Source organism: Pseudomonas cichorii (genome assembly GCF_015471405.1).
GTDB lineage: Bacteria > Pseudomonadota > Gammaproteobacteria > Pseudomonadales > Pseudomonadaceae > Aquipseudomonas > Aquipseudomonas serbiensis.
Window position 1 is genome coordinate 294,399 of sequence record NZ_BLVZ01000002.1, and the last position, 26,768, is coordinate 321,166.

Consider the following 26,768-nt stretch of genomic DNA (forward strand, 5'->3'; position numbering starts at 1 on the left):
AAAGGCGGCTACCCTGAGGGAGCCGCCTTTCTTGTTTCAAGCTCGATGCGTCAGTGAAACGCGATCAGCAACCTTTGGAACCGGCCTTGGGTACAAACGCCGTTTTCACACCCGGTTTGAAGGTGATGTAAGCACGACGCCATGGCTCGTCACCGACCATCTGCCAGCGGTGGCCTTCGCCTGTGGTGTCTTGCGCAACCAGCACATCACCAGGACGCAGGACAAAAGTTTCGCCGCCTGTGGTGAAGAACTCCAGCGTGCCGGTGAGGGTGATCACGTATTGCTCTTCAGGAGCAGGGTGCCAATCGTAGGACGAATGGGGTGCTGTTTCCTTGAAGTGGATGATGTCCACGTCTGTGCGGAATTTCTGATCAATCGTGCCTTCCTGGATGTGCGCACGGTTATCAGTGCCCGTGCACAGCTTGAACGCTCTTATCCCCTGCTGCGCAACCTCTGTAGCGGGTGTAGCAGCGTGCGCGGCCCCCAGAGGAAGCATCACCACAGCCGCCATGGCAACTCCGGCTCCCAATACGCGAATCAACTCCAGTTGACGAGAGACTACATTTTTCAAAAACAGACTTTGCTTCTGCAACATATAACTTCCCTGAGAAATGTGACACACACTGAAAACGGCCCTGGTTATCCAAAGGGATGACCAAAGCAAAAAGGTTTGAATAGGCATTGCCGTCTTTTAAGACAAGTAAGCCGTCTGATGCGGCGTTCACCTCACATACGACTGTGTATCAACTTCAATACAAAAGAGTTATGCGCAAACGGACATTTGTTGATAACCCCCCGGCGCTGAAGGGCGAGAGATAGCCTGCCTTGAGCGCTGGAATGAAATACCACACCTCTGAAAAATTTAGAAATATTTTTTAAAGGCGGATTTTTCATTTCCATTCTATGGGCTTTTAGCGCATCGGTTTATGTACCGAATATTGACGCGGTATTAAAAAGCTCACCCCCCAAATTAATAATTCTTCATAAAGGCAGGGAGGTATTGGAAAACGAACGGTTCTTTGATTTGTCGCACAATCAAGTCGGCAACGTGAACGACTTGATTGCGAACAGGCTTGCAAGAGGATTACTTCTCGATGACTTCGCCACGCATCGGTGCCAGCCTGGCGATCAGGCGGTTTTGCACCGGCACCGGGATTTTCTCGGCATCCATGGACTTGATGAGGTTTTCTACCAACGCATTGAAATCGCTGCGGGTCAGGTTCTGGCCCTTGTGCGACTCGGCCATGCTGTCACCTTTGTATTCGCAAGGCCCTCCGGCTTCGACACAGAGCTTTTCCACCAGCCTGTCGCGCAACAGGACGATATTGACCCTCTTGAAGCGCTCGACAATACGGTCATCCTGGGCGACGTTCATCAACATGCCCTCGACAATGCGCTGGATACCGGCACGCTGTCCGAGGTCCTGGTAAAGGCGGTCATCCTTGGGCGGCTGCTGGGCGCAACCAGCCAGCAAGGCAATCATCAGGCACATCAACAGACGTCTCATCAGAAACTCCCCTGAATAGACAGATAAGTGCCGTTCTGGTTATCCAGTGTGGCGATTTCGCCCAGCCGCGCGTAGGCCAGGACAATGGACAAATGCTTGTTGGGGAAATAGCCGACAAACACATCTGCCCAATCATTCTCTCCGGCAAACGACAGGTTGTCCGGCTTCTCGCGGTACTCAACCCCCATGGCCCAGCGTGGGTTGAACAGCACGGCAACCGAGCCTTCCTTGAGGACGCTGCGGCTGTCGCGGCGGTCGCCACCAAAACCCAGCAAGCCGGTTTCGTTGGCGCGGCTATAACGCACACCGCCGTTGACTACAACGTTGTAACCAAAGGCCGCGCCCATGAACAGGCGGCTGGCGGTCAGATACCCTTCGACGTCCGAATCACGCTTTGAGCCTATGAGGCTCGGGATCAGAAAATCGTTCTGGTGCTTGTACTGCACACCCAGGGAAACCTGCGGCAGGGAGTCGTAAATCAAGTCACCGAACAGCCGGACCTTGATGCCGAAGACGTCCTGGGTCAGGTTGTCTTCGGGCAGGCTCAACTTGTGCTGCAAGGTGCCCAGATCGAAACGCTGATGGGCATAGGACAGCTCGACACGGTTACCGTAAGCCACTGCCATACCCGCCACATCCAGTGTGTAGTCAGGCAAGTCGATATGGGTAGCAAAGGCACTGGCGCCCCACTCGCCCTGTTCGCCATAACCGGTAATCACCGCCCATGGCGTTATCCCCCCGCCCGCAGCACCTTCTATGCTGCTGGCACCGCCCGTGGCGATCAGACGACCGTTATCGGCCATGGAAAGGGACGAGAAAGCCCCCAGTACACAACCCAACAACAACGAAATTCTGTAGGTCATAGCTCAATTAACCATCAGGCTGGGGGGAGTCAGAGACGTGGCAATCCATGCCTCGAACGCGGGGGCGGTCAAAGGGCGACTGATGAGGTAACCCTGAGCCGTATCGCAGTGCCAACGCTCAAGCAAATCCAGGCTGTGCTGATACTCGACACCTTCAGCGACCACCTTGAGCCCCAGGTTGTGGCTCATCTCGATGGTGGAACGCACGATCACTGCGTCCTCGCTGGTTTCATCCAGATTGCGGACAAAGGACTGGTCGATTTTCAACTCCTGTACCGGTAATCGTTTGAGGTGTGCCAACGAAGAGTAGCCGGTGCCGAAGTCATCCACCGAAAGGCTGATGCCACAATCGCGCAGACGATGGAGAACAATCAGGGCTTTTTCCGGCTCACTCATCACGGCGCTTTCCGTGATCTCGAAAATCAGTTGCTCGGCAGGCACACCATGGTGTTTGAGCAGCGTGATGACATGCCCGACCAGATCGCTACCGAGCAGGTCGTCAGCTGAAATATTGACCGACAACTGGATGAACAGACCGCGCTTGTTCCACTCGGCCAACTGGCGCATGGCTTCTTCGATCACCCAGTTGGTCAGTAACTGGATACTGCCGGTGCGCTCGGCCAGCACGATGAACTCGGCTGGCGAAACATTGCCGAATTGCGGGTGGCTCCAGCGCAACAAGGCTTCGGCCTGACGCACATGGCCTTTGCGGATATCCAGCTTGGGCTGGTAATGCAACATCAGCTCGCCATTCTGCGCAGCCTTGCGCAGGTCACGAATCAGGCTGATCTGGCGTTGGTGAGCAAGGTCGCGACCATCTTCGTAGATTTGCATACGGCCCGGCAGATTCACCGCGTCTTTACGCGCAATCGCCGCACGACTGAGCAACTCCTTGGGGGCGTCGCCGTTTTCCGGGTAAGTCGTGATACCGATACAGCACTCAAGCGAGATCTCCTGGCTATCGACACGATGCGGCTCGCTGAGTATGCGTTGCAGGGTGTCGCCCATGGCCACAGCGCCATCGCTGGTGGTGTGGTCCAGCAACAACAGGAATTCATTGGCCGTCAGTCGAGCCACGGTATCGCCAGAACCCAGTGCGTCCTGCAACTGCTGGCCTATCTGGCGCAGTAACTGGTCAACGCCATCGGCACCACAGCTTTCGTTGATCGACGCCATGTTCTCTATGCCGAGATACATCAATGCCACCGGGCGCTCTGCCGCAATCGCACTGCCCAGACGCTCGATGACCAGCGCCCGGTTGGGCAGCCCGGTTACCGCATCGTGCAACGCATTGTGTGACAATTGCCCTTCGCGCGTTGCGATACCACGCTGCATCGCGTTGATCGCGCCAGCGAGCATGCCCAACTCGTCGCTGCGCTTCATGGCTACCGGGGTTTCATAATCCCCGTCCTCGATACGCTTGGCCGCCAGAGCCAGTTCCCGAACCGGAGTGGACACACTGCGAGCCAGCGCCAGCGTACCGATCAAAGAAGCAAAGAGCGCAGCCAGGGATATCCAGAAAATCTTTTCATCCAGTGGTGCAAAAGCCTGCAAGGCCTTGTCCAGCGGGCTTTGCAGCAAGGCAATCACTTGCCCGTCGCTCGCCTGCCCCGTATTGGCCAGCATCAGTGCCTGGCTGAGAAAGTTCTGATTCAACTGCTCGGTGACGCGCATCTGACCTTCGGAGGAGTTACGCATCAGCTCGACCAGGCCAGGATGCAAGGCATCAGGCTGGGTACTGATCAATTCGCCCGGCTGGCCGTTTTCAACGGTCAGAAAGGAAACTTCCAGGCCACTGAGCGAGCGCAGTTCCTGGGCAATATCGCTATCGATGGCAAATCCCATCACCACACGCCCAAGGGGCAAGGGCGCCAGAACCGTACTTTCAACCAACAGATGCGGTATACCGCCGCCGGGAATGATCAGGACCGACTGCTTGTTGCGCTTGGCATTGCGCAACGCCTGGTCATAGACGAACTTGGAGCCTTCCGGCACCTCAGCCTCGGTACTGGCGACAACCGTACCGTCCATGCCCAGCAAAAACATGTCACTGGCGTTGATTCTTCCACCGTGGTTCAGCAACACCGAACGGATAGTCGCCGAGTCTTCGCTGGCTACCGCATCGCGGAATCCAAAATCGGCAGACAGCAATTGAACCGTGTCGCGCAAGCGCTTGCCGCGCAGCTCGATCAAACGTTCAAAAACCCGGCTACCCACTTCCAGTTGAGCCTGAGCCTGGGTACGGACCGCATCGCCAGTCGCAATCTTGACGGCAAAAAGCACCGCGCTGATCACGATAAGCAGCAAAGCAATCAATACACAGGCAATGCGCGCCTGAAAGCTGTTACGAAGACTCATCAATGAGCAGCCTTGTGGAAAGCCTCGCCAAACGCCCCTGGCGCGGGCTTGGCAGGTTTATCTTCAGCCTTGATCTCGACATCGAGGTTAAAACGCTGGGCAAGGCCCGACGCTGGAATATCGAACTCACCTCCCGGCACCGGCTGCATGTCTTCGGCCTGCGGATGCCAGAGCGTTGCCACGTAATGCCCGGCAGGCAGTTGGTCGAGCTTGAGGGTGCCATTGCTGTCGGTCACGCCGAACCATGGCTCGTCGGTGACATAGATGTAACCGACCATCCAGTCATGGATATTGCAGCCAAGCACCACAACACCCGCCTTGTCGAAGAGCAGGGGTTCTGAAGGCGTACCTTCATAAAGGCGTAGCTCGAAGCGCTTTGCAGGCGAGAAGGAATAGACCTGATGGCGAATGTTGTCACTGTTGGGGAATTTGACTTGCGCGCCGGTATGCACCGCCAGCACGCGAGGCGAAAACTCCTGGTCGCGCTGATCCATTTCAGCCTTGCCGCCACTGGCAGCCGCTCCGGCTGGCCCCTTGAGCGTCAAGACAGCATCGGCAAGCGGTTTGCCTTGCTTGTCAAATACCTGAGCCGTCAAGGCAGCAGCCGATGCATTTGCAGCGGACCACACCAATAACCCAGCCAGGACAACAGAAGAAAATACTCTGGTCATACTCGATTCAATCCAAAACGGCAGTACTGAGAACAAGAACGCCAGCCTTGGCATGGTTTTGCATGCAGATGAACTGTCGACCCCATTAAGAGTACGCGACACCAGGCATAAAGCCATCACGCAATCAGAGCCTGAAAACATAAGGCATTGCCTTGTTTTTCACAGGCTGATCACCTCCTACTTACGCTATCGACCGTCCCCATTGAAACCTGAGGCGACTTGCCCCATCTAAGCATCATGTTCAATTTCGCAGGTGCCCTATGAGTGACCAGCAGAAAGACTCGCAAGATTTGCCTGATGACGCCGCCGAACACACGATCCACCTGAATTCCGACAACACGTCCCTTGCTCTTCCCGGCCAGAATCTTCCGGACAAGGTCTACATCATCCCGATCCACAATCGCCCTTTCTTTCCGGCGCAGGTCCTGCCTGTGATCGTCAATGAAGAGCCCTGGGCCGAAACCCTCGAACTGGTCAGCAAATCCGAGCATCACTCGCTTGCACTGTTTTTCATGGACACCCCTCAGGAAGATCCTCGCCACTTCAATACCAAGGCACTTCCCGAATATGGCACTTTGGTCAAGGTTCACCATGCCAGCCGCGAAAATGGTCGATTGCAGTTCGTAGCGCAGGGTTTGAGCCGCGTACGTATCCGCACCTGGCTCAAGCACCACCGTCCGCCTTATCTGGTGGAAGTCGAATACCCGCAGCAACCCAATGAGCCGACCGACGAGGTCAAGGCCTACGGCATGGCCCTGATCAACGCGATCAAGGAACTGCTGCCGCTCAACCCGCTTTACAGCGAAGAGCTGAAGAACTACCTCAACCGCTTCAGCCCTAACGATCCCTCGCCCCTGACCGACTTTGCCGCTGCGCTGACCTCCGCCACCGGCGTCGAACTCCAGCAAGTGCTCGATTGCGTCCCCATGCTCAAGCGCATGGAAAAGGTCCTGCCGATGCTGCGCAAGGAAGTCGAAGTCGCGCGCCTGCAGAAAGAGATCTCCGCCGAGGTCAATCGCAAGATCGGCGAACATCAGCGCCAGTTCTTCCTCAAGGAACAGCTCAAGGTCATCCAGCAGGAACTGGGCTTGAGCAAGGACGACCGCAGCGCCGATATCGAACAGTTCGAGCAACGCCTGGAAGGCAAGACCCTGCCCGCCCAGGCCCGCAAGAAAATCGACGAAGAGATCGGCAAGCTCAAGGTCCTGGAAACCGGCTCGCCCGAATACGCAGTGACCCGCAACTATCTGGACTGGGCAAGCTCTCTGCCCTGGGGTGTCTACGGCGAAGACAAGCTGGACCTCAAGCACGCGCGCAAGGTGCTCGATCAGCACCATGCAGGGCTGGACGATATCAAGGCCCGTATTCTCGAATTCCTAGCCGTGGGAGCCTACAAAGGTGAGATCAGTGGCTCGATTGTCTTGCTGGTCGGCCCGCCCGGCGTGGGCAAGACCAGTGTCGGGCGTTCGATTGCCGAATCCCTCGGGCGCCCTTTCTATCGCCTGAGCGTGGGCGGCATGCGCGACGAAGCGGAAATCAAGGGCCACCGTCGTACCTACATCGGCGCCCAACCGGGCAAACTGGTGCAGGCGCTCAAGGATGTGGAGGTGATGAACCCGGTCATCATGCTCGATGAAATCGACAAGATGGGTCAGAGCTATCAGGGTGATCCGGCTTCTGCCCTTCTGGAAACCCTGGACCCGGAACAGAACGTGGAATTCCTCGACCACTATCTGGACCTGCGCCTGGACCTTTCCAAGGTGCTGTTCGTATGCACCGCCAACACACTGGATTCGATTCCCGGCCCACTGCTGGACCGGATGGAAGTGATACGCCTGTCCGGCTATATCACCGAAGAAAAGCTCGCCATCGCCAAGCGTCACCTGTGGCCCAAGCAACTGGACAAGGCCGGTGTCGCCAAGACAAAACTGTCGATCAGCGACAGCGCACTGCGCGCCGTGATCGAGGGCTATGCACGCGAAGCTGGCGTACGACAGCTGGAAAAACAGTTGGGCAAGCTGGTGCGCAAGGCGGTGGTCAAACTGCTGGATAAGCCTGACTCGGTGATCAAGATCGGCAACAAGGATCTGGAGGCTTCTCTGGGCATGCCAGTGTTCCGCAGCGAACAGGTCCTGTCCGGCACCGGCGTAATCACGGGCCTTGCCTGGACCAGCATGGGCGGCGCCACCCTGCCGATCGAGGCGACACGCATCCACACCCTGAACCGGGGTTTCAAACTGACCGGGCAACTGGGTGACGTGATGAAAGAGTCCGCCGAAATAGCCTACAGCTACGTCAGTTCCAACCTGAAAAGCTTCGGTGGCGATACAACGTTCTTCGACGAAGCCTTCGTGCATCTGCACGTCCCGGAAGGCGCAACGCCCAAGGACGGCCCGAGTGCCGGCGTGACCATGGCCAGTGCCTTGCTGTCTCTGGCACGCAACCAGCCGCCGAAAAAAGGCGTGGCCATGACCGGCGAACTGACCTTGACCGGACATGTTCTGCCAATTGGCGGGGTGCGTGAAAAGGTCATTGCGGCACGGCGACAGAAGATAAACGAACTGATTCTTCCGGAACCCAATCGCGGAAACTTCGAGGAGCTTCCCGATTACTTGAAGGAGGGACTGACCGTACACTTCGCCAAACGCTTTGCGGATGTGGCAAAAGTACTGTTCTGATACTTTCGCGAATGGGCGGCGTTCCGCCCATTCGCGAAGTTCCACAAGCGCTACTGGTTAGCGCGTTGTTCCAGGTGCATCCAGTCGACAATTTCACCTTCAGGCATATAACCGACGACCAGCTCACTCAGCATTTGCCGAACACGTGGGTAGTCATCTGTGGAAATAGCCTCCAGCAGCGACACCAGTTTGTCTTTGAGGATGTCCCACGGCAGGAAATCTTCCTGGGCACTCATGATCATCGGGTGACGGGTAGGAACCACGTTATCGCCGATCAGAAGCTCCTCATAAAGCTTCTCCCCGGGACGCAAGCCGGTGAACTCAATGGCGATATCGCCATGGGGATTTCGCTCGGAGCGCATGCTCAACCCTGACAGATTGATCATGCGTTCGGCCAGCTCGACGATCTTGACCGGTGCGCCCATATCAAGCACGAAGACGTCACCACCCTGCCCCATGGAGCCCGCCTGAATCACCAGTTGAGCCGCTTCGGGGATGGTCATGAAGTAGCGGGTGATATTGGGATGAGTCACCGTCAATGGCCCGCCGCTCTTGATCTGCTTGTGAAAAAGCGGGATCACGGAGCCCGAAGAGCCCAGCACATTACCGAAGCGCACCATCGTGAATCGGGTCTTGTTGACGTGGGAAACATTATTGCTGCCGCTGAACAATACCGGCGCAACTTCACGACTCAGCGCCTGGAGGATCATTTCGGCAAGGCGCTTGGTACTGCCCATGACATTCGTGGGCCGAACCGCCTTGTCAGTGGAGATCAGCACGAAATTGGCAACGCCAACCTGCAAGGCAGCCTGTGCCGTGTGCAAGGTCCCCATCACATTGTTCAAGACACCTTCGGCGCTGTTGTGCTCGACGATCGGCACATGCTTATAGGCTGCGGCGTGATAAACCGTGTCGACGTTCCAGGTCCCCATCACATCGACCATCTTGTCGAAGTGGCGGACCGAGCCCAGAATCGGCAGCAATTCAACATCCAGCGAACCCTGCTGAACCTGCTTCTCCAGTTCACCGAAAATGCTGTAGAGGTTGAACTCGCTGTGCTCGAACAGCAGCAGCCGGGAAGGTTTCAGAAACAGGATCTGACGACATAGCTCAGATCCTATCGAGCCGCCTGCTCCAGTGACCATTACCACCTTGCCGGTAATGCAGCGCTCCAGCAGATCATCCTGTGCAGACACCGAATCGCGACCGAGCAAGTCAGCAATGCCGACTTCCTGGATGTCATCGACCTTGACCCTGCCGCTGGCCAGATCCATGAAACCCGGGACGCTGCGCACATGGATCGGATAGCCTTCGAGGTACTCGAGGATCTCGCGACGACGGGCACGGGTCGCTGACGGGATCGCCAAAAGAATCTCTTCTGCTCCCGTGGCATCGATCATTTGCTGGATATGCCTGGGCTTGTAGACAACCAGCCCGGCGATGGTGCGCTTGGTCACGCTGCTATCGTCGTCGATGAATGCCACCGGGCGCATCATGCGGCCCAGGCGCAAGGCCGCAACCAGTTGATTACCCGCAGCACCAGCGCCATAGATTGCGACCTTGGGCAATCCATTGTCGCGTGACGTAAAGGGCACATGCTGGGATGCCATGAACCAGTCACCCAGAAAGTACTGGCGCATGATCAGACGCAAGCCACCGATCATGACCAGACTCAGCCACCAGTAGTTGAAAACCACTGAGCGAGGGACAACTACTTCATGGTCGCCATACCAATACACCACCACCGACACCAATAAAGCAGAAAGGCTGACGGCCTTGCCTATGGCAATCAGCGCATCGTTGCCGAAAAAGCGCATGACGGCACGGTACATGCCAAAGCGGATAAAGATGGGGATCGTCAGTACAGGTGCGGCCGAGAACAGCCATAAGTGCTCGAAGATGGATACGGAAGCTGCATCGAACCCCAGTCGCACGACGAACGCGAGCAACAAAGCGACCCAGATCAGCACAATATCGGCGCCAACCTGCACTATTCGCTTGTTCTTGCGCGAAAGACCCAGCATTCGCGAGCGTAATTTCATCATCATCCTTCTACCTCCACCTCACTCCATGTCGCTTCGTACCGACTTCACGTCGCATGGCGTCGTTGAAAACCATTTATATCGCAATCAGCCTGCAAGGCGCTTCGCGCCCTGAACTTGAATGCCACTACCCGTTGAAAGAACCACCCTTGCGTTATTTGCCCGGGTTTTCCTGATAGTGGCGCGCGACCATCGACAAGGCCTTATCCACGCTAACCGGAGGAGTCCAGTCCAATAGCGAGCGTGTCTTCTGGATATCGACCTGCAAGGACCCGCAAAGACGCTGTGACAGCGAACGCTTGCCCAGAAGCCTCGCAGCCAGCACGAGCAAGGCAGACGGTATCGGCAACAGGCGCGCCGACTTGCCAAGCCCACTCGCCATACGTTTGAGCAACAGGGTAGTCGACAGATCTTCGCCATCGCTGACCAGAAACGTCTGGTTGGCAGCGGCTGGATGCGTCATGCAGGTCACGATCAGATCGACCAGATTATCCAGAGCAACCAGACTGCGCCGATTGTCGATTGCCCCGAAAGGCAGTGGAACGCCTTTGTCCAGCCAGCGCATCATCGACAGGAAGTTGGCTTTCACTCCCGGCCCATAGACCAGAACCGGCCGGATAATCACCACCTCCAGCCCCGTCTCCTCGGCCAAGGCACGCAGACCTTGCTCGGCTTCCATCTTGGAGATCCCGTAAGGGTCAATCGGAGCCGCAATATCGTCAGCACGGTAAGGCTGGCCGGGCAAGGTGCCTTCGCCGTTGACCTTGATGGAACTGATGAAGATAAAACGTCGCACTCCCGCCGCTGCCGCCTGACGAGCCAGATTCAATGTGCCTTCGACGTTGACCTTGCGAAACGCAGCCAGCGGATCGGCCTCAGTGTCGGTCATGACATGCACGCGGGCCGCCGCATGAATCACCACTTGCACATTCTGGAGACTATCCTGCCACTGCGTCTGTCCATCAAGGCCGGCAATCTGAGCAAGCGTGACCGTGGGATCGATTTGCGCCGAGGAACCGCGCACAGCGGCAGTCACTTTATCGCCCCGTTTGAGCAGACTGGCGAGCAGCGCTTTACCGACAAAACCGGTTGCACCTGTCAGTAAAACAGAAGAGGGGTTCATGGCTGGCTCACTTTGCGAAGGGTAGCTTGACGAAAGAGGGTTTCCAAACGCATCAGAAGATTGCCCTTGGCATAGTGCTGCTCGTAATAGTTGCGCCCGGCACGGCCCATACTGTCGCGCTGGGCCGGGGCAGTATTGGCAAGTGAACGGGTAATGGCTGCCAGGCCCTCAGCGTCACCGGAGTCACAGGCAAAACCGGCACCGGACTCACTGATCACACGCGCCGCCTCACCATTGATCATCCCCAATACAGGCCTCCCGGAAGCAAGATATGCCTGAACCTTACCCGGAATGGTCTTTTCGAATACGTCATTGGTTTTCAGCGATACCAGCAAGGCATCGGCCTGGGCAAACAGCCCCGGCATCGCCTCCAATGGATGACGACCGAGAAGATGCACGTTATCCAGTTGCCTGGCAGCGATCTGTTCGGCAATCCATTCACTCATGCGGCCATCGCCGACAATAACCCAGCGTACGGCATGGCTGACGCGCAACGACTCGGCAGCATCCAGTACAGCCGGGAAATCCTGAGCCTCGCCCAGATTGCCAGCAAACACGACCGTAAATACATTCGGGTCCTGCGGGATCAAATCACATAATGGCGGTGCCGAAGATGAAAAATCGTCCTCAGCCCAGCTCGGGAAGTAAACCAGACGCTCATCGGTAATCGGTCGGGTGCAATAACGCCGAACGTTGTCAATGAACCCGTGGGATTGCAGCAGCAGATAGTCTGTACGGTTATAAATCCACGAAACGACCTTGCCTACCAGCCCCAGCAGTAAAGGCTGCTTCACCACACCGACGGCACGCAAGGTTTCAGGCCATAGATCCAGCACCCATACAAACACTGGAGCACGCTTCAGACGCCCGATCACCAGTGCCGGAATGGCAGCCATGATTGGCGAAACGGCATACACGAAGATCGTATCGAACTTGTGTTTGCGCAACTTGAAAGCCCCCAGGATCGAGGCGCTGATAAAGAACGACAGGTAGTTCAGCGCAAGACTGAGGCTGCGCTTGCCCCTGGGGACAAGCGGAACCCTTACCACCTCGGCACCGCAGTAGGGACTAAACTCTTCAGGCTTCTCGCGGTAACTTTCAAATACTTTCCCTTCAGGATAGTTAGGCAACCCCGTCAAGACGGTTACCTCATGCCCCTTCGCCGAAAGATCGCGGACCAGATCATTGATCCGCATGTTCTCAGGCCAGAAATACTGAGTCACTACGAGAACTTTTAACGCTTTTTCAGCCATTTCCACTACTCGGATCAGTACCGCTTCCAGACCACTCGATTCACATAGTCGGTATAGCTATGCAGGATACGTACGACCTTGTCCGAAACGTTGGGCATGCTGTAGTCGCTCACCAGACGCAAGCTGCGCACATCACCACGAGACTGGCTGTCCAGGATGCTCAAGCCTTGCAGCACACGCTCGGTTTCCAGACCGACCATCATGGCTGCGGCCTCTTCCATGCCCTCAGGACGCTCATGAGCTTCGCGCAGGTTCAATGCCGGGAAGTTCAGGATGGAAGCTTCCTCGTTGATCGTTCCGCTGTCGGACAGTACGGCCCTGGATTCAACTTGAAGCTTGTTGTAATCCTTGAAGCCCAAAGGCTTGAGCAACCGAACGTTGGCATGGAAGGTCACCCCCATCGCATCGACACGCTTCTGGGTACGAGGGTGGGTGGAGACGATCACTGGCAGGCCGAACTGCTCGGCCACGGTATTGAGCACATCCACCAGCTTGAGGAAGTTCCTGTCCGAGTCGACGTTCTCTTCGCGGTGCGCACTGACCACAAAGAATTTGCCAGGCTCAAGCCCCAGACGGGTAAGAACGTCCGAGTTGTCGATGCCTTCGCGGTAGTGCCCCAGCACCTCGAACATCGGGCTGCCGGTCTTGATAACGCGGTCTGCCGGCAGACCTTCGCGCAACAGGTAATCGCGGGCGATGGTGCTGTAGGTCAGATTGATGTCGGCCGTATGGTCGACGATGCGCCGGTTGATCTCTTCCGGCACGCGCATGTCGAAGCAACGGTTGCCCGCTTCCATATGGAAAGTCGGGATCTTGCGGCGCTTGGCTGGCAATACAGCCATGCAGCTATTGGTATCGCCCAGCACCAGCAGAGCCTCTGGCTCGATTTCAGCCAGCACGCGGTCGACAGCGATGATCACGTTACCGATGGTTTCTGCACCACTGGCACCGGCAGCATTCAGGAAGTGGTCTGGCTTGCGAATGCCCAGGTCCTGAAAGAAGATCTCGTTCAGCTCGTAATCGTAGTTCTGGCCAGTGTGGACCAGGATGTGATCGCAATGCTCATCCAGCGCAGCCATGACCCGCGACAGACGAATGATCTCTGGCCGTGTGCCTACGACAGTTACAATTTTCAGCTTTTTCATTTCAATATCCTGTCAACAGCGGCTCAGGCTTCGGTACCGACGGGGCGCGCATAAGTGTCTGGGTGTTCACGGTCGAATATTTCATTGGCCCAGAGCATGACGATCATCTCGTCCTCACCGACATTGGTGATGTCGTGGGTCCAGCCGGGTACGGTTTCAACGATCTGCGGCTGTTCACCGGTAGTGAACAACTCATAGAACTCGCCGGAAACAATATGGCGGAAGCGGAAACAGGCCTTGCCCTTGATGACCAGAAACTTCTCGGTCTTGGAGTGGTGGTAGTGACCACCACGGGTAATGCCCGGATGCGCAGTGAAATAGGAAAACTGCCCGGAGTCCCGGGTCTTGAGCATTTCCACGAACACGCCACGCGGATCGCCATGCTTGGGCACTTCATAAGTGAAGCGGTCCGGTGGCAGGTAGCTCAGGTAAGTCGAGTACAAGGCCCGGACCAGACCTGTGCCGACCGGCTCGGTGATCATTGACTGGCGGCTGTCGCGAAATACATACAGCTGTTCGGCCAGGTCACCCACGGTAATCGAATACTGTGGCTCGACACTGACGAAAGGCGTACCCGCCAGCTTACCGTCCATGACGGCCAGGAAATGCCTGATCACATCATCGATGTAGACAAGGTTGATACGGGCCTGCGGATCGTTGATGCTGATAGGCAAGCCTCGGGAAACGTTGTGGCAGAACGTTGCAACGGCCGAGTTGTAGTTCGCACGCGCCCATTTGCCGAAAACGTTCGGAAGGCGAAACAGGTGAACCGGCACACCATGGCTGGCATTCAGTGCCACGAGCGCGTCTTCGGCACCCCGCTTGCTGCTGCCATAAGCATTGTCCAGTTCGGCCTGACTGGACGAGGTGTACAGAATCGGCACCTGACGGCCACTGCTCACAATGGCCTCACACAAGGCGCGAGTCAGATCGGTATTGCCCGTCTGGAACTCTTGCGGGTCTTGTGGACGGTTGACGCCCGCCAGGTGAAAAATGAAGTCTGCCTCGGCAACCAGCCCCGCAAGACTGTCCAGGGACTCGTCACGGGTAAAACGCAGTACCTGCACATCGGCCCGTTCCCCAAGGTGGGAAACAAGATTCTGGCCAACGAAACCGTTGGCACCCGTAATCAGAACCTTCATGTTCATTCCTCCGGCGTAGCGTGCTCGCCACGCTGGATTGCGCGCATGAAGTCCAGTTTGAGCAACAGGCGTTGCATGCCTTCGATATCCAGGCGCTCGGTGTTGTGCGAGTTATAGTCTTCGGTGCGCGAGATCTTGGTTTCACCCTGCTCCACGAACTTCGCGTAGTTCAGGTCGCGCAGGTCCGGCGGAATGCGGAAGTATTCGCCCTTGTCTTCGGCGCAGGCCATTTCTTCACGGCTCAACAGCGCTTCATACAACTTCTCGCCATGGCGCGTGCCAATCACCTGAATCGGATGATCAGGCTTGCCCACCAGCGCAGTCAGAGCCTTGGCCAGCACTTCGACAGTCGCGGCCGGGGCCTTCTGAACGAACAGATCGCCGTTGTTACCATGCTCGAACGCATAAAGAACCAGGTCGACGGCATCGCCCAGAGTCATCATGAAGCGCGTCATGTTGGGATCAGTAAGCGTCAGCTCTTTACCAGCACGAATCTGCTCGATAAAGAGTGGAATCACGGACCCGCGCGATGCCATCACGTTGCCGTAGCGAGTGCCGCAGATGACGGTCTTGCTATCGTCGACATTACGCGACTTGGCGACCATGACCTTTTCCATCATCGCCTTGGAAATGCCCATGGCGTTGATTGGATAGACGGCCTTGTCAGTGCTGAGGCAGACAACGCGACGAACTTCGTTCTGGATTGCGGCTTCCAGCAGGTTCTCGGTACCGATGACATTCGTCTTGACCGCTTCCATCGGGTGGAACTCGCAGGACGGAACCTGTTTCAGGGCAGCAGCATGAAAAATGTAATCGACGCCACGAGTGGCATTGAGCACGCTCTGGTAGTCACGCACATCACCGATGTAAAACTTCAGCTTGCTATTGGCATAGCGCTTGCGCATGTCATCCTGTTTCTTCTCGTCCCGGCTGAAAATACGGATTTCCGCAATATCACTGTCGAGAAAACGCTTGAGCACAGCGTTGCCAAAAGAACCGGTACCGCCAGAGATGAGAAGTTTTTTTCCGCTAAACATAATAATTCCTGAAAATGAGGCAGGCAGTCCTGGGATTAACGAGACCTCAAGGCCGAAAAACCAATTTGTCTTACTGCTGAGCGTTGCGATAACTGATCGATACAGCTCGATCAACGCCCTTGAAAACAAAAAAGCTGCCCGCAGCAACGCCTGCTACGTCCACGCTGCGACCATCCTGTGCATATTGTCCAACGAACCGTCGCCGAGTGTCGTGAGCAAAATCCAATGCTCACAACCGCTCGCAACTGACTGGCTGCTGCTTGCCGGGCAGTCGCTGTTTGTGGTCGATTAAACCGCAAATAGCCTGCCATACAAAAAACCTTGGCGATTGTGCCACTTCCCTATCGAAATGCCACCTCATTCTAGGCATTGCGCAGCACACAAGACCCTTCTTTTACAAAACGAACATCCAAGGCATAACGCCATCATCCTGTGCCGACTGAAAAAGAGGGGCCCGTGACATCAAGATCCTCTGCCAGCAACAATGGAAGAGTGCGAAACAATTTACGTTCTCGCCTGCGCGTAATCTATTCATAACTCCATGAGTTTATCGGGAGCTTGAATACTTCATGAAGATCAGAAACCAAACCCATAATACGCCACTAATGCTGTATGACTTTTCTGAAATTCACAAAACTACCCTACCTTGTCGGGTGTAACGTCAGCCGGCAGGGCTGCACAGTTCTTCATCGTGCTCACGCATCAATGCGTTATGCTCCAGCATCGTCACGCAAAACCGGACCTTGCCATGACCCATGCCCGCCTTCTCGCGCCCTTGAGCCTTGCCCTGCTGACAGCCTGCGCACAAACACCGAAAAACATCGTTTCAGTGGAGGCCCAGAGCGACTGCCCGCTGACACTCAAAAGCGGACAAACCCTGATCCTCACCTTGCCCAGCAACCCCACCACCGGCTTTCGCTGGCAGATCCAGAACCCGGCACAGAACGTCCTGCGAAGCCTGGGGCCTGAGGTCTATAAAAACGCGCAAAGCACGGAAATGGTTGGCAGTGGCGGACAATCGGTATGGCGCTACAAGGCGGCCGATGCAGGCAGCGGACAACTGCTGATGATCTACCAGCAACCCTGGACACCTGAAGCGCCTCCCGAGCAGACCTTCGAGTGTGCGATCACGGTGAATTGAAGCGTTTTACACGCTCTGTCAGAGAACACGCTCTGACTGATGCATCCCGGCGACAACTTGCCTAGAATGCCCGCCTTTCAAAGCCTTCGCCGGAACAGCCGTGAGCAAAGAACCCGACCGCATTTTCGCCCAGCCTTTGGCTCAGGTGCCTGACTTCGCCTTCAACGAGGATGTCGTTCGGGTCTTTCCTGACATGATCAAGCGCTCGGTGCCCGGCTACCCGACGATTGTCGAGAATCTCGGCGTGCTCGCGGCACAATTCGCCAGACCCGATACGGTTCTGTATGACCTGGGCAGTTCGCTGGGGGCCGTGACTCAAGCCCTGCGCCGCCATGTGCGCAGCGAGGGTTGCAAGGTCATCGCGGTGGATAACTCGGCAGCAATGGTCGAGCGCTGCCGTGAATACCTCAATGCACAGAACTCGATGTTTCAGGAGTTGCTGCCGGTCGAGGTCATAGAAGGCGATATTCTGGGATTGCAGTTCCAGCCTGCCTCGGTGGTGGCTTTGAACTTCACCCTGCAATTCATCGCTCCCGAACAGCGGCTGACGCTGCTGACCAGCATTCGTCAGGCGCTGGTGCCTGGCGGTGCCTTGATCCTCTCGGAAAAGCTGCGCTTCAACGATGAGCAGGAGCATGCACTGCTGACCGACCTGCATATCGCCTTCAAACGCGCCAACGGCTACAGCGATCTGGAAATAGCCCAGAAGCGCAGCGCCATCGAAAACGTCATGAAACCCGACAGCCTGGAAGAACACCGCCAACGCCTGCTGGCCGCCGGCTTTTCCAAGGTCGTCCCCTGGTTCCAATGCCTTAACTTTGCCTCGTTGATTGCCCTGCCATGATTGATCTCGCTCCACTCGTTCGCCGCCTGACAGGCACACCTCTGGCTGAATGGGCCAACGGCCTGCAAGCACAACTCGACGCCAAGATGGCCAAGGGGCACGGCGACCTGCAACGCTGGCAAAGCGCACTGGATGCCCTGCCCAGACTCACGCCGGAGCGCGTTGAGCTGGCCGACAGCTTTACTCTGGAGGTCGAGTGCGACGACGAGACCCGCACTCAAGTGCGCAAGGCCTTGATGGGGCTTTCACCCTGGCGAAAGGGTCCGTTCGATGTGTTCGGGGTGCATGTCGATACCGAATGGCGCTCGGACTGGAAGTGGTCACGAGTCTCGCCACATCTGGATCTCAAGGGTAAACGCATACTGGATGTAGGCTGCGGCAACGGCTATTACCAGTGGCGCATGCTCGGTGCTGGAGCCGAGAGCGTGATTGGTGTAGACCCCAACTGGCTGTTCTTCTGCCAGTTCCAGGCGATGCAGCGCTATCTGCCGGACCTGCCGGCCTGGCATTTGCCCTTTGCTCTGGAAGACTTGCCGGCCAACCTCGAAGGCTTCGATACCGTGTTCTCAATGGGCGTGCTGTATCACCGCAAATCGCCTGTCGACCACTTGCTGGCCTTGAAGGACTGTCTGGTCAAAGGCGGCGAGCTGGTCATGGAAACACTGGTGGTGCCGGGTGATGCACAACAAGTGCTGGTCCCGGAAGATCGCTACGCTCAAATGCGCAACGTATGGTTCCTGCCATCGGTCCCGGCGCTGGAGTTATGGCTGCGTCGCGCCGGATTCACCGATGTGCGCTGCGTCGATGTCAGCACCACGACCGTTCAGGAACAACGCAGCACCGAATGGATGCGCTACCAGTCGCTGGGCGATTTCCTTGATCCGCAAGATCACAGCCGCACCGTTGAAGGCCTGCCCGCACCGATGCGTGCTGTGATTGTCGGGCGCAAGCCCTGAGGCTGATTACCTGGCTGCCGCCACAATCAATGCCTTCATTTCGGCCACAGCAGCCTTGAAGCCCACGAACAGGGCATGTGCAACCAGCGCATGCCCGATGTTCAGCTCATTGATCCCTTTGATCGCCGCCACCGCTTCGACGTTGTGATAATGCAGGCCATGGCCGGCATTGACGATCAGGCCCTGAGCCACACCGAAAGCCACGCCATCGGCAATACGCTTGAGTTCTTCTGCGACTTCATCCGGCGTCTGTGCATCGGCATAACGGCCGGTATGCAGTTCGATGGCAGGAGCGCCGACACGCCTGGAAGCAGCGATCTGTTGCTCGTCGGCATCGATGAACAGCGAAACTTCGCAACCGATCTTCGCCAGTCGCTCGACCGCAGCCTTGATCCGGGTTTCCTGCCCGGCGACATCCAGGCCGCCTTCGGTGGTCAGCTCCTGGCGGGTTTCCGGCACCAGACATACGTGAGCTGGACGAATGCGCTCGGCGAAGGCGAGCATTTCTTCGGTTACGCCCATCTCGAAATTCATGCGTGTCTGCAGAACATCCTTGAGCAGCAACACATCGCGCTCCTGAATATGCCGACGATCTTCACGCAAATGCACAGTGATGCCATCGGCGCCCGCCTCTTCGGCATCCAGCGCGGCTTTCACCGGGTCCGGGTAACGTGTACCGCGAGCCTGACGCAAGGTGGCAACGTGGTCGATATTCACGCCAAGAAGGATGCGAGTGCTTTGGGTCACGGGTGTCTCCTGAAATTTGATCGAAGCAGGCCGCAGAGCATAAAGCCTGCTCACGGCTTGCGAAACAGTTCACGGCTCACTAATGGACGACCGCCCAGATGCACAGCCAATGCCTGACGCATCAAGCGCTTGGCTGCGGACAACGCTCCCGGAGCGCTCCAGTCAGCTTCGGCCATGGCCAGTAGTTCAACACCCTGAAACAGTCCGGGCTGCAACAGATAAACCCGCTCAAGCCCGGCATCCACTTGCAGGCGATACAAACCGTCAGCAGCAAGGGGGTCGCCATTGATATCCATGTCCAGCGCAAAGCCATAGCCCAGATCGTCCAGCAGTCGCCACTCGAATGATCGCAGCAGCGGCTCCAGGGGACGGCCTTGCGCCAATGCCGTCAGGGTCGCGGCATAGTGATCGAAAACGGCGGGGTGAGGATCTTCGGAAGGCAGCAGGCGAATCAGCAGTTCGTTGAGGTACATGCCGCTGAACAAGGCTTCACCGGACAACCAGATGGCAACACCGGCACCTTCCATGCGCCCGACATTCTTGAGTTCACCACGCCCGCGAAACTCTGCTTCCAGAGGAACAAAGGGCCGCGCCAGAGTGCCTGCCTTGCCACGCGCATTACGCAACACGGCGCGCAAGCGGCCTTGCGGTGTGAGGAAGTCGACCAGGGCGCTGTTTTCGCGATATGCCCGGCTGTGGAGCACATAAGCAGGTTGGCCGGTTGGCGTGCTCATCGGGCTGGCTCGAAAGAAAGGGGATTCACCCGATCATGAAGAAATCATGATCGGGTGACAGAACACTTACAGGTCGCCGTAACCCAACGAACGCAAGGCGCGCTCATCATCGGACCAGCCACCCTTGACCTTGACCCACAGGTTGAGCATGACCTTGGAGTCGAACAGCAACTCCATGTCGCGACGTGCATCGCTGCCAATACGCTTGATCCGCTCACCCTTGTCGCCAATGATGATTTTCTTCTGGCCGTCACGTTCGACAAGAATCAGGGCATGGATATGCAGGGTGCGGCCCTGCTGCTTGAACTCTTCGATTTCGACGGTGATCTGGTATGGAAGCTCGGCACCCAGCTGGCGCATGATTTTCTCGCGAACCAGTTCGGCAGCCAGGAAACGACTGCTGCGGTCGGTAATCTGGTCTTCCGGGAAGAAATGATCGTTTTCCGGCAGATGGGAAGCGATCAGGCCTTCCAGCGCATCGAGGTTATGCCCGTGCTGCGCGGAAATCGGCACGATGGACGCATTGGGCAACTGGCCTTGCAGCCATTCCAGATGCGGCATCAGATCGCTCTTGTCTTCGATGCGATCGGTCTTGTTGATCGCCAGGATGACAGGACCTTGTACGTACTGGACGCGCTCGAGCACCATCTGATCCTCTTCAGTCCAGCGGGTGCGGTCAACCACGAAGATCACGACATCGACGTCTTTCAACGCAGCCGAAGCGGTCTTGTTCATGTATCGGTTGAGCGCTTTCTCGCCGTTCTTGTGCATACCGGGGGTATCGACATAGATCGCCTGCACGGCGCCCTCGGTCTTGATACCCAGCATGTTGTGACGAGTGGTCTGCGGCTTGCGCGAGGTGATTGCCAGTTTCTGGCCCAGAATGTGGTTGAGCAGCGTTGACTTGCCTACGTTGGGGCGGCCGACGATGGCAACATAGCCACAGCGAGTTGCAGTTGTATCAGTCATGACCGTTCTCCACGCCCAGGGCAATGAGTGCTGCGGCCGCGGCTACCTGTTCGGCAATGCGACGGCTGACACCCTGGCCTCGACTCTTTTCATTCAATAAGGTGATCTCGCATTCGACGAAAAACGTCCGGCAATGCGGTTCGCCCTGGATATCCACCACTTCGTAACGCGGCAATTCACAGGCACGGGACTGGAGGAATTCCTGCAGTCGGGTTTTAGGGTCTTTATTGGTGTCGACCAGGGTCAGGCTGTCGAACTCGTTGGTCAGCCATGCCAGGACACGCTCACGCGCAACCTCCATGCCCGAATCGAGATAGATCGCACCGATCAAGGCTTCAAGGGCATCGGCAAGAATCGACTCGCGACGGAAGCCGCCACTCTTCAACTCACCGGACCCCAGGCGCAGGTACTCGCCCAGATCGAAACCACGGGCCAGCAGTGCGAGGGTTTCCCCTTTCACCAGGCGTGCGCGCAAACGCGACAACTGGCCTTCGCGGGCCTGAGGGAAGCGCTCGAACAAGGCTTCACCGGCCACGAAATTGAGGATCGCATCACCGAGAAACTCCAGACGCTCATTGTTGCGGCCAGCAAAACTGCGGTGAGTCAGGGCCAGGATCATCAGTTCCTGATCCTTGAAGGTATAGCCGAGCTGACGCTCCAGGCGGCTCAAGGATACGCTCACAGTTTACCCACGCTGAATTGCTGGTCGAACTTCATCACCAGATCGATATTCTGGATCAACGGCTCACGCTGTTCATATTTCAAATGGGCACTGAACTTGTTGTTCTGCACCGTCACCTTTAAAGCCTTGTTCAAATCCACATCCCGAATATTGTTGACCTGCATGTTTTTACCGACATAACTGTAAAAATCGTCGACCGTGGTGATATCCAGGGCCTGATTGCTCTCGACCGTCTCGATGATTTTCTTCATCGACATGTAGTCAAGGTAGTGCGGGATCAGCTTGAAAGCCGTGCTCGTCACAAATGCGACAAACGCCAGCGCAACCAGCCATCCCACGAACGACAAACCTTTCTGAGAAGCGGAGAACGTCATGCTTCGACCTCGACCTCAAGAATAGCCCGCTCACGCAACCGACATGATTTATCGGTCAGAAACGTTTCGGGCCAGCCCAAATGAGATACGGCGCTGTTCTAGCAGCGCCGCATTGATTACTTGATCAACCCTACACGTGAAAAGTTAGGGAAATGACTGAGTTTGGGCTCCGGCCAGCTCATCCAGACAGCAAAGGCCTTGCCGACGATGTTCTTGTCCGGGACCATGCCCAGTTCATTCTTGGGAATATTCGGATCGTCCCAGTAACGGCTGTCATTGGAGTTGTCGCGGTTGTCACCCATCATGAAGTAATGCTCGGCCGGCACGGTCCACTCGCTGTCAGGCGGTGCGCGATAGCGGCTCATCTCCTGGCGGATCTGGTGCTCGACATCGCCAAGCAGCTCTTCGTACAGCTCAGCGCTGCCCAGAGTACCTGGCTCACTGCCGATCAGCTTCTTGGCAACCAGCTCACCATTGACGAACAGACGCTTGTCACTGGTGTAACGGATGTGGTCGCCCGGCAACCCGACTACACGCTTGATGTAGTTGACGCTAGGGTCGCTCGGGTAGCGAAACACCATGACATCGCCACGCTTCGGATCGCCGATCTGGATCACTTTCTGATCCAGCACCGGCAGGCGGATGCCATAGGAGAACTTGTTGACCAGGATGAAATCACCCACCTCCAGTGTCGGTTTCATGGAGCCCGAAGGAATCTGGAAGGGTTCGACCAGAAACGAACGGAGCACCAGAACGATAAACAGCACCGGAAAGAACGATTTGCCGTATTCGACCAGCAAAGGCTCTTTGTTCAATTGCTCAACAACCGCGATGTCCGGCTGACTGACACTGCTCTGGTAGGTCGAAATGGCCGCCCGGCGACGAGGCGCCAGGAAAACCAGATCGATCAGTGCGAGCACGCCACAGACAAAGACTGCGATGACCAACAACAGCGGGAAATTTAGTGACATAGGACCTGACTATTCCAACCTGAGCACTGCAAGGAAAGCTTCCTGTGGAATCTCCACGTTGCCGACCTGCTTCATGCGTTTCTTACCGGCCTTTTGCTTCTCAAGCAGCTTGCGCTTACGGCTTACGTCGCCGCCATAACATTTGGCCAGTACGTTCTTTCTAAGTGCCTTGACGGTTGTACGCGCCACAATCTGCCCGCCAATGGCGGCCTGGATTGCCACATCGAACATCTGCCGCGGAATCAGCTCTTTCATTTTCTCGGTCAACGCACGCCCTTTGTAGTGCGCGTTGTCACGGTGCACGATCAACGCCAGTGCGTCGACCTTCTCGCCGTTGATCAACACATCGAGCTTGACCAGATTGGCTGACTGGTAACGATCGAAATGATAATCCAGAGAAGCATAACCACGGCTGACAGACTTGAGACGATCGAAGAAGTCCAGAACCACTTCGTTCATAGGCAAGTCATAGCTCACCTGAACCTGGGTCCCCAGGAACAACATGTCGTGCTGCACGCCACGCTTCTCGATGCACAGCGTAATGACGTTGCCCAGGTGCTCCTGAGGCACAAGAATATTGGCCCGCACGATTGGCTCGCGCATATCCTCGATAGAGGACAGGTCAGGAAGCTTCGACGGGTTGTCGACGTAAATCGTTTCGCCGCTCTTGAGCAACAGCTCAAAGATTACCGTTGGTGCAGTGGTAATCAGGTCCAGATCGTATTCGCGCTCCAGACGCTCCTGGATGATCTCCATGTGGAGCATGCCCAGGAAGCCGCAACGGAAGCCGAAGCCCAGTGCATCGGAGCTTTCCGGCAGGTACTGCAGCGAAGAGTCGTTGAGCGTCAGCTTTTGCAGCGCTTCACGGAAATCCTCGAAATCGTCCGAACTGACCGGAAACAGGCCAGCGTAAACCTGCGGCTGGATGCGTTTGAAGCCCGGCAGCACGTCTACATCGGGTGTGGAACTCAGGGTCAGGGTGTCACCGACCGGCGCACCATGAATGTCCTTGATGCCCGCAATGATGAAACCTACTTCACCGGCTTTCAGGTCAACGGTTGCAGTGTGCTTGGGGTTGAACACGCCGACGCTGTCGACCAGATGCACCTTGCCGGTGGACTTGACGAGGATCTTGTCACCCTTCTTGACGCGGCCATGACGCACGCGCACCAGGGAGACAACGCCCAGGTAGTTGTCGAACCACGAGTCGATGATCAACGCCTGCAGCGGATCTTCGATGTTGCCCTCAGGCGCAGGAATGGTAGCGACAAGACGCTCCAGCACCTCGTCGACACCCATGCCGCTCTTGGCGCTGCATGCCACCGCATCGGTAGCATCGATGCCGATGATCTTCTCGATCTCTTCCTTGACGCGGTCTGGATCGGCCTGCGGCAAGTCCATCTTGTTCAGGACCGGCATGACCTCAAGGCCCTGCTCGATAGCGGTGTAGCAGTTGGCAACCGACTGCGCCTCGACACCCTGACCGGCATCGACAACCAGCAACGCGCCTTCACAGGCAGCCAGGGAACGGCTGACTTCATAGGTGAAGTCCACGTGGCCCGGAGTGTCGATGAAGTTCAGTTGGTAGGTCTTACCGTCTTTGGCCTTGTAGTACAGGGTAACGCTGTGGGCCTTGATGGTGATCCCGCGCTCGCGCTCAAGATCCATGGAGTCGAGGACCTGCGCTTCCATTTCGCGCTCGGACAAGCCACCGCACATTTGAATGAAGCGGTCGGCCAGCGTCGACTTGCCATGGTCAATGTGGGCGATGATGGAGAAATTGCGGATATGACTCAAATCACTCACGGATCAACACTCAAAAAGGTTGCAGGCAGATTACCCGCCGAAAAATAGCCGGGAATTGTACCTGAAGGAAGCAAGAGGCGTCACGTCTGGAGGCATACAGATCAATATCCACCCGGCAGGCAACCACAAAAAAGGGCGGTTTCTACCGCCCTTTTTCGTCAAATCTGCCGATTACTCAGCCAATTTGAAGGTAATGAAACTTGCTCGCCCCTGACGCAGAACGCGCATGGAGACGGAACGATCCTTGGGAAGACTCTTGGCGACCTCGGTAAATTGCTTCGCCGAAACGATGGCCTGATTGTTCAGGTGAGTGATCACGTCACCCGCCTGCAGACCGATCAAGGCAGCAGGACCACCCTGAACCTCCTTGATGACCACTCCACCCTTGAGGTCGAAGCTTTTCTTCTGCTCGGCGGTCAGCTCTATCACCGAAACCCCAAGGCGGTTGCTGCTGCGCTCGGCAGCAGAACCCGAAGAGCCCATTTCCTGACCTTCGTCCGGCAGCGCTCCGACGGTGACCGTCAGATTCTGACGTTTGCCATCACGGATCACTTCAAGCTCGGCCTTGCTGCCGTCCTTGAGATTGCCGATCAGGTGAGGAAGGTCGGCGGACATGACAATCGGCTGGCCGTTGGCGCTGAGGATTACATCACCGACCTGCAAGCCACCCTTGGCAGCCGGGCCATCTTCAAGCACCTGGGCAACCAGGGCGCCAGCAGGCTTGTCCAGACCGAAAGACTCGGCCAGGTCCTTGTTGACCTCCTGAATCACAACGCCCAGCCAACCGCGGTTGACCTTGCCATTGGTCTTGAGCTGATTGGCGACATCCATGGCCACGTCGATCGGAATCGCGAACGACAGCCCCATGAAACCGCCGGAGCGGGTAAAGATCTGCGAGTTGATACCAACCACTTCACCAGCCATGTTGAACAGCGGACCACCCGAGTTACCCGGGTTGATCGCTACGTCGGTCTGGATGAACGGTACATAAGTATCGTTCGGCAGGCTGCGGCCTTTGGCGCTGACGATGCCCTTGGTAACCGAATGGTCAAAACCGAACGGCGAACCGATAGCCAGTACCCACTCGCCTACTTTCAGCTTGTTGGAATTACCCAGCTTGGCGGTAGGCAGGTTCTTGCCATCGATCTTCAGAACGGCAACGTCGGTACGCGGATCGGTACCGACCAGCTTGGCCTTCAACTCACTGCGATCGGAGAGACGCACAATGATCTCATCGGCGCCATCAATCACGTGGTTATTGGTAAGGACGTAGCCGTCACCGGAAATAATGAACCCCGACCCCAGCGACTGCGCTTCGCGCTGACGATCGCCCTTTCCGGGGGCACGAGATCCAGGCGGCATGCTGCGCTCGAGAAACTCGCGAAGCATGGGTGGCAGGCCTTCCATATCAGGAACCTGAGCGGCCATTGCACGATCAGGCATTTTCTGGCGGGTACTGATATTCACTACCGCAGGCGATGCCTGCTCAACCAGCACAGTGAAATCCGGCAAATCCTCGGCCTGAGCCACAGCGACCTGGCCGAGCATCATCATGGCGGCAATCAGTGAAACATAAGATTTCAAGCGTGGTATCGACATACGGCTCCCGTTAACAACGAGCAAAGTTAAGCAGTACAGAGCGACTGACTCAAAGACCCCATGCGCCGCATTCGGATGCGGCGCTATCCTTGGGTCAGCTTTTTGGCCCCACAAACGACAAAGGCC

At 56.7% G+C, this 26,768-nt stretch carries 23 protein-coding genes; 4 read left to right on the top strand and 19 right to left on the bottom strand.

Annotated features, from left to right (window positions below; all coding sequences use genetic code 11):
• Window positions 1–64 precede the first annotated feature (64 nt).
• From JL015_RS03290 to JL015_RS03310, 5 genes are all read right to left on the bottom strand, one after another.
• Window positions 65–595 carry a cupin domain-containing protein gene (locus tag JL015_RS03290; RefSeq protein ID WP_374063360.1) on the bottom strand — a complete coding sequence of 177 codons (531 nt, stop codon included), beginning with the start codon at window positions 593–595 and terminating at the stop codon, window positions 65–67.
• A 489-nt stretch (window positions 596–1,084) separates the two neighbouring features.
• Window positions 1,085–1,507: a group I truncated hemoglobin gene (locus JL015_RS03295; protein WP_201000160.1), complete on the bottom strand. Its 423-nt coding sequence runs from the start codon at window positions 1,505–1,507 to the stop codon at window positions 1,085–1,087.
• On the bottom strand, window positions 1,507–2,370 hold the full coding sequence (locus JL015_RS03300) for a DUF3034 family protein (protein ID WP_201000161.1): 864 nt from the start codon (window positions 2,368–2,370) through the stop codon (window positions 1,507–1,509). Before JL015_RS03300 ends, JL015_RS03295 begins: the two co-directional genes overlap by 1 nt.
• Window positions 2,371–2,373: 3 nt before the next feature.
• On the bottom strand, window positions 2,374–4,728 hold the full coding sequence (locus JL015_RS03305) for a bifunctional diguanylate cyclase/phosphodiesterase (RefSeq protein WP_201017393.1): 2,355 nt from the start codon (window positions 4,726–4,728) through the stop codon (window positions 2,374–2,376).
• Window positions 4,728–5,399: a methylamine utilization protein gene (locus JL015_RS03310; protein ID WP_201017394.1), complete on the bottom strand. Its 672-nt coding sequence runs from the start codon at window positions 5,397–5,399 to the stop codon at window positions 4,728–4,730. Before JL015_RS03310 ends, JL015_RS03305 begins: the two co-directional genes overlap by 1 nt.
• Window positions 5,400–5,659: 260 nt before the next feature.
• Here JL015_RS03310 and lon point away from each other — a divergent pair, with 260 nt between their 5' ends.
• Entirely contained in the window at window positions 5,660–8,077 is a 2,418-nt protein-coding gene (lon, locus tag JL015_RS03315; protein WP_201017395.1) for an endopeptidase La, read from the top strand.
• A gap of 50 nt (window positions 8,078–8,127) precedes the next feature.
• Here the strand turns inward: lon and JL015_RS03320 are convergent, their stop codons facing one another.
• From JL015_RS03320 to JL015_RS03345, 6 genes are all read right to left on the bottom strand, one after another.
• On the bottom strand, window positions 8,128–10,122 hold the full coding sequence (locus JL015_RS03320) for a polysaccharide biosynthesis protein (protein ID WP_201017529.1): 1,995 nt from the start codon (window positions 10,120–10,122) through the stop codon (window positions 8,128–8,130).
• A gap of 151 nt (window positions 10,123–10,273) precedes the next feature.
• Window positions 10,274–11,242, bottom strand: coding sequence for a UDP-glucose 4-epimerase family protein (locus JL015_RS03325; protein ID WP_201017396.1), 969 nt, complete (start codon window positions 11,240–11,242; stop codon window positions 10,274–10,276).
• Window positions 11,239–12,495, bottom strand: a complete 1,257-nt coding sequence (locus JL015_RS03330; protein ID WP_201017397.1) for a glycosyltransferase family 4 protein — start codon at window positions 12,493–12,495, stop codon at window positions 11,239–11,241. Before JL015_RS03330 ends, JL015_RS03325 begins: the two co-directional genes overlap by 4 nt.
• 14 nt (window positions 12,496–12,509) lie before the next feature.
• Complete coding sequence (gene wecB, locus JL015_RS03335; RefSeq protein ID WP_201017398.1) at window positions 12,510–13,640, bottom strand: non-hydrolyzing UDP-N-acetylglucosamine 2-epimerase; 1,131 nt, start codon at window positions 13,638–13,640, stop codon at window positions 12,510–12,512.
• Window positions 13,641–13,663: 23 nt separating this feature from the next.
• Window positions 13,664–14,782 carry a UDP-2-acetamido-2,6-beta-L-arabino-hexul-4-ose reductase gene (gene wbjC, locus JL015_RS03340; protein WP_201017399.1) on the bottom strand — a complete coding sequence of 373 codons (1,119 nt, stop codon included), beginning with the start codon at window positions 14,780–14,782 and terminating at the stop codon, window positions 13,664–13,666.
• A 2-nt stretch (window positions 14,783–14,784) separates the two neighbouring features.
• Window positions 14,785–15,819 carry a polysaccharide biosynthesis protein gene (locus JL015_RS03345; RefSeq protein WP_201000169.1) on the bottom strand — a complete coding sequence of 345 codons (1,035 nt, stop codon included), beginning with the start codon at window positions 15,817–15,819 and terminating at the stop codon, window positions 14,785–14,787.
• Between the two features lie 748 nt (window positions 15,820–16,567).
• Here JL015_RS03345 and JL015_RS03350 point away from each other — a divergent pair.
• The 3 genes from JL015_RS03350 (at window position 16,568) to cmoB (ending at window position 18,760) form a co-directional block, all read left to right on the top strand.
• Complete coding sequence (locus JL015_RS03350) at window positions 16,568–16,960, top strand: protease inhibitor I42 family protein (protein ID WP_201017400.1); 393 nt, start codon at window positions 16,568–16,570, stop codon at window positions 16,958–16,960.
• Between the two features lie 100 nt (window positions 16,961–17,060).
• A complete protein-coding gene (gene cmoA / locus JL015_RS03355; RefSeq protein ID WP_201000171.1) occupies window positions 17,061–17,804 on the top strand; it encodes a carboxy-S-adenosyl-L-methionine synthase CmoA in 744 nt (247 codons plus the stop codon).
• The gene (cmoB, locus tag JL015_RS03360) at window positions 17,801–18,760 is read left to right on the top strand and encodes a tRNA 5-methoxyuridine(34)/uridine 5-oxyacetic acid(34) synthase CmoB (protein ID WP_201017401.1); all 960 of its coding nucleotides are present in this window, start codon (window positions 17,801–17,803) and stop codon (window positions 18,758–18,760) included. Before cmoA ends, cmoB begins: the two co-directional genes overlap by 4 nt.
• A gap of 6 nt (window positions 18,761–18,766) precedes the next feature.
• Here the strand turns inward: cmoB and pdxJ are convergent, their stop codons facing one another.
• From pdxJ to JL015_RS03400, 8 genes are all read right to left on the bottom strand, one after another.
• Window positions 18,767–19,507, bottom strand: a complete 741-nt coding sequence (gene pdxJ, locus JL015_RS03365; protein ID WP_201017402.1) for a pyridoxine 5'-phosphate synthase — start codon at window positions 19,505–19,507, stop codon at window positions 18,767–18,769.
• Between the two features lie 50 nt (window positions 19,508–19,557).
• Window positions 19,558–20,241 carry a DNA repair protein RecO gene (recO, locus tag JL015_RS03370; RefSeq protein WP_201000174.1) on the bottom strand — a complete coding sequence of 228 codons (684 nt, stop codon included), beginning with the start codon at window positions 20,239–20,241 and terminating at the stop codon, window positions 19,558–19,560.
• A 66-nt stretch (window positions 20,242–20,307) separates the two neighbouring features.
• A complete protein-coding gene (era, locus tag JL015_RS03375) occupies window positions 20,308–21,210 on the bottom strand; it encodes a GTPase Era (RefSeq protein ID WP_201017403.1) in 903 nt (300 codons plus the stop codon).
• The gene (gene rnc / locus JL015_RS03380) at window positions 21,203–21,892 is read right to left on the bottom strand and encodes a ribonuclease III (RefSeq protein ID WP_025261572.1); all 690 of its coding nucleotides are present in this window, start codon (window positions 21,890–21,892) and stop codon (window positions 21,203–21,205) included. The genes era and rnc overlap by 8 nt, the downstream gene beginning before the upstream one ends.
• On the bottom strand, window positions 21,889–22,266 hold the full coding sequence (locus JL015_RS03385) for a DUF4845 domain-containing protein (RefSeq protein WP_201017404.1): 378 nt from the start codon (window positions 22,264–22,266) through the stop codon (window positions 21,889–21,891). The genes rnc and JL015_RS03385 overlap by 4 nt, the downstream gene beginning before the upstream one ends.
• Window positions 22,267–22,382: 116 nt before the next feature.
• Window positions 22,383–23,237, bottom strand: coding sequence for a signal peptidase I (lepB, locus tag JL015_RS03390; RefSeq protein WP_201017405.1), 855 nt, complete (start codon window positions 23,235–23,237; stop codon window positions 22,383–22,385).
• Window positions 23,238–23,246: 9 nt separating this feature from the next.
• Window positions 23,247–25,043: a translation elongation factor 4 gene (lepA, locus tag JL015_RS03395; RefSeq protein WP_201000177.1), complete on the bottom strand. Its 1,797-nt coding sequence runs from the start codon at window positions 25,041–25,043 to the stop codon at window positions 23,247–23,249.
• A 171-nt stretch (window positions 25,044–25,214) separates the two neighbouring features.
• Entirely contained in the window at window positions 25,215–26,597 is a 1,383-nt protein-coding gene (locus tag JL015_RS03400; RefSeq protein ID WP_236250157.1) for a DegQ family serine endoprotease, read from the bottom strand.
• Between the last annotated feature and the right edge of the window lie 171 nt (window positions 26,598–26,768).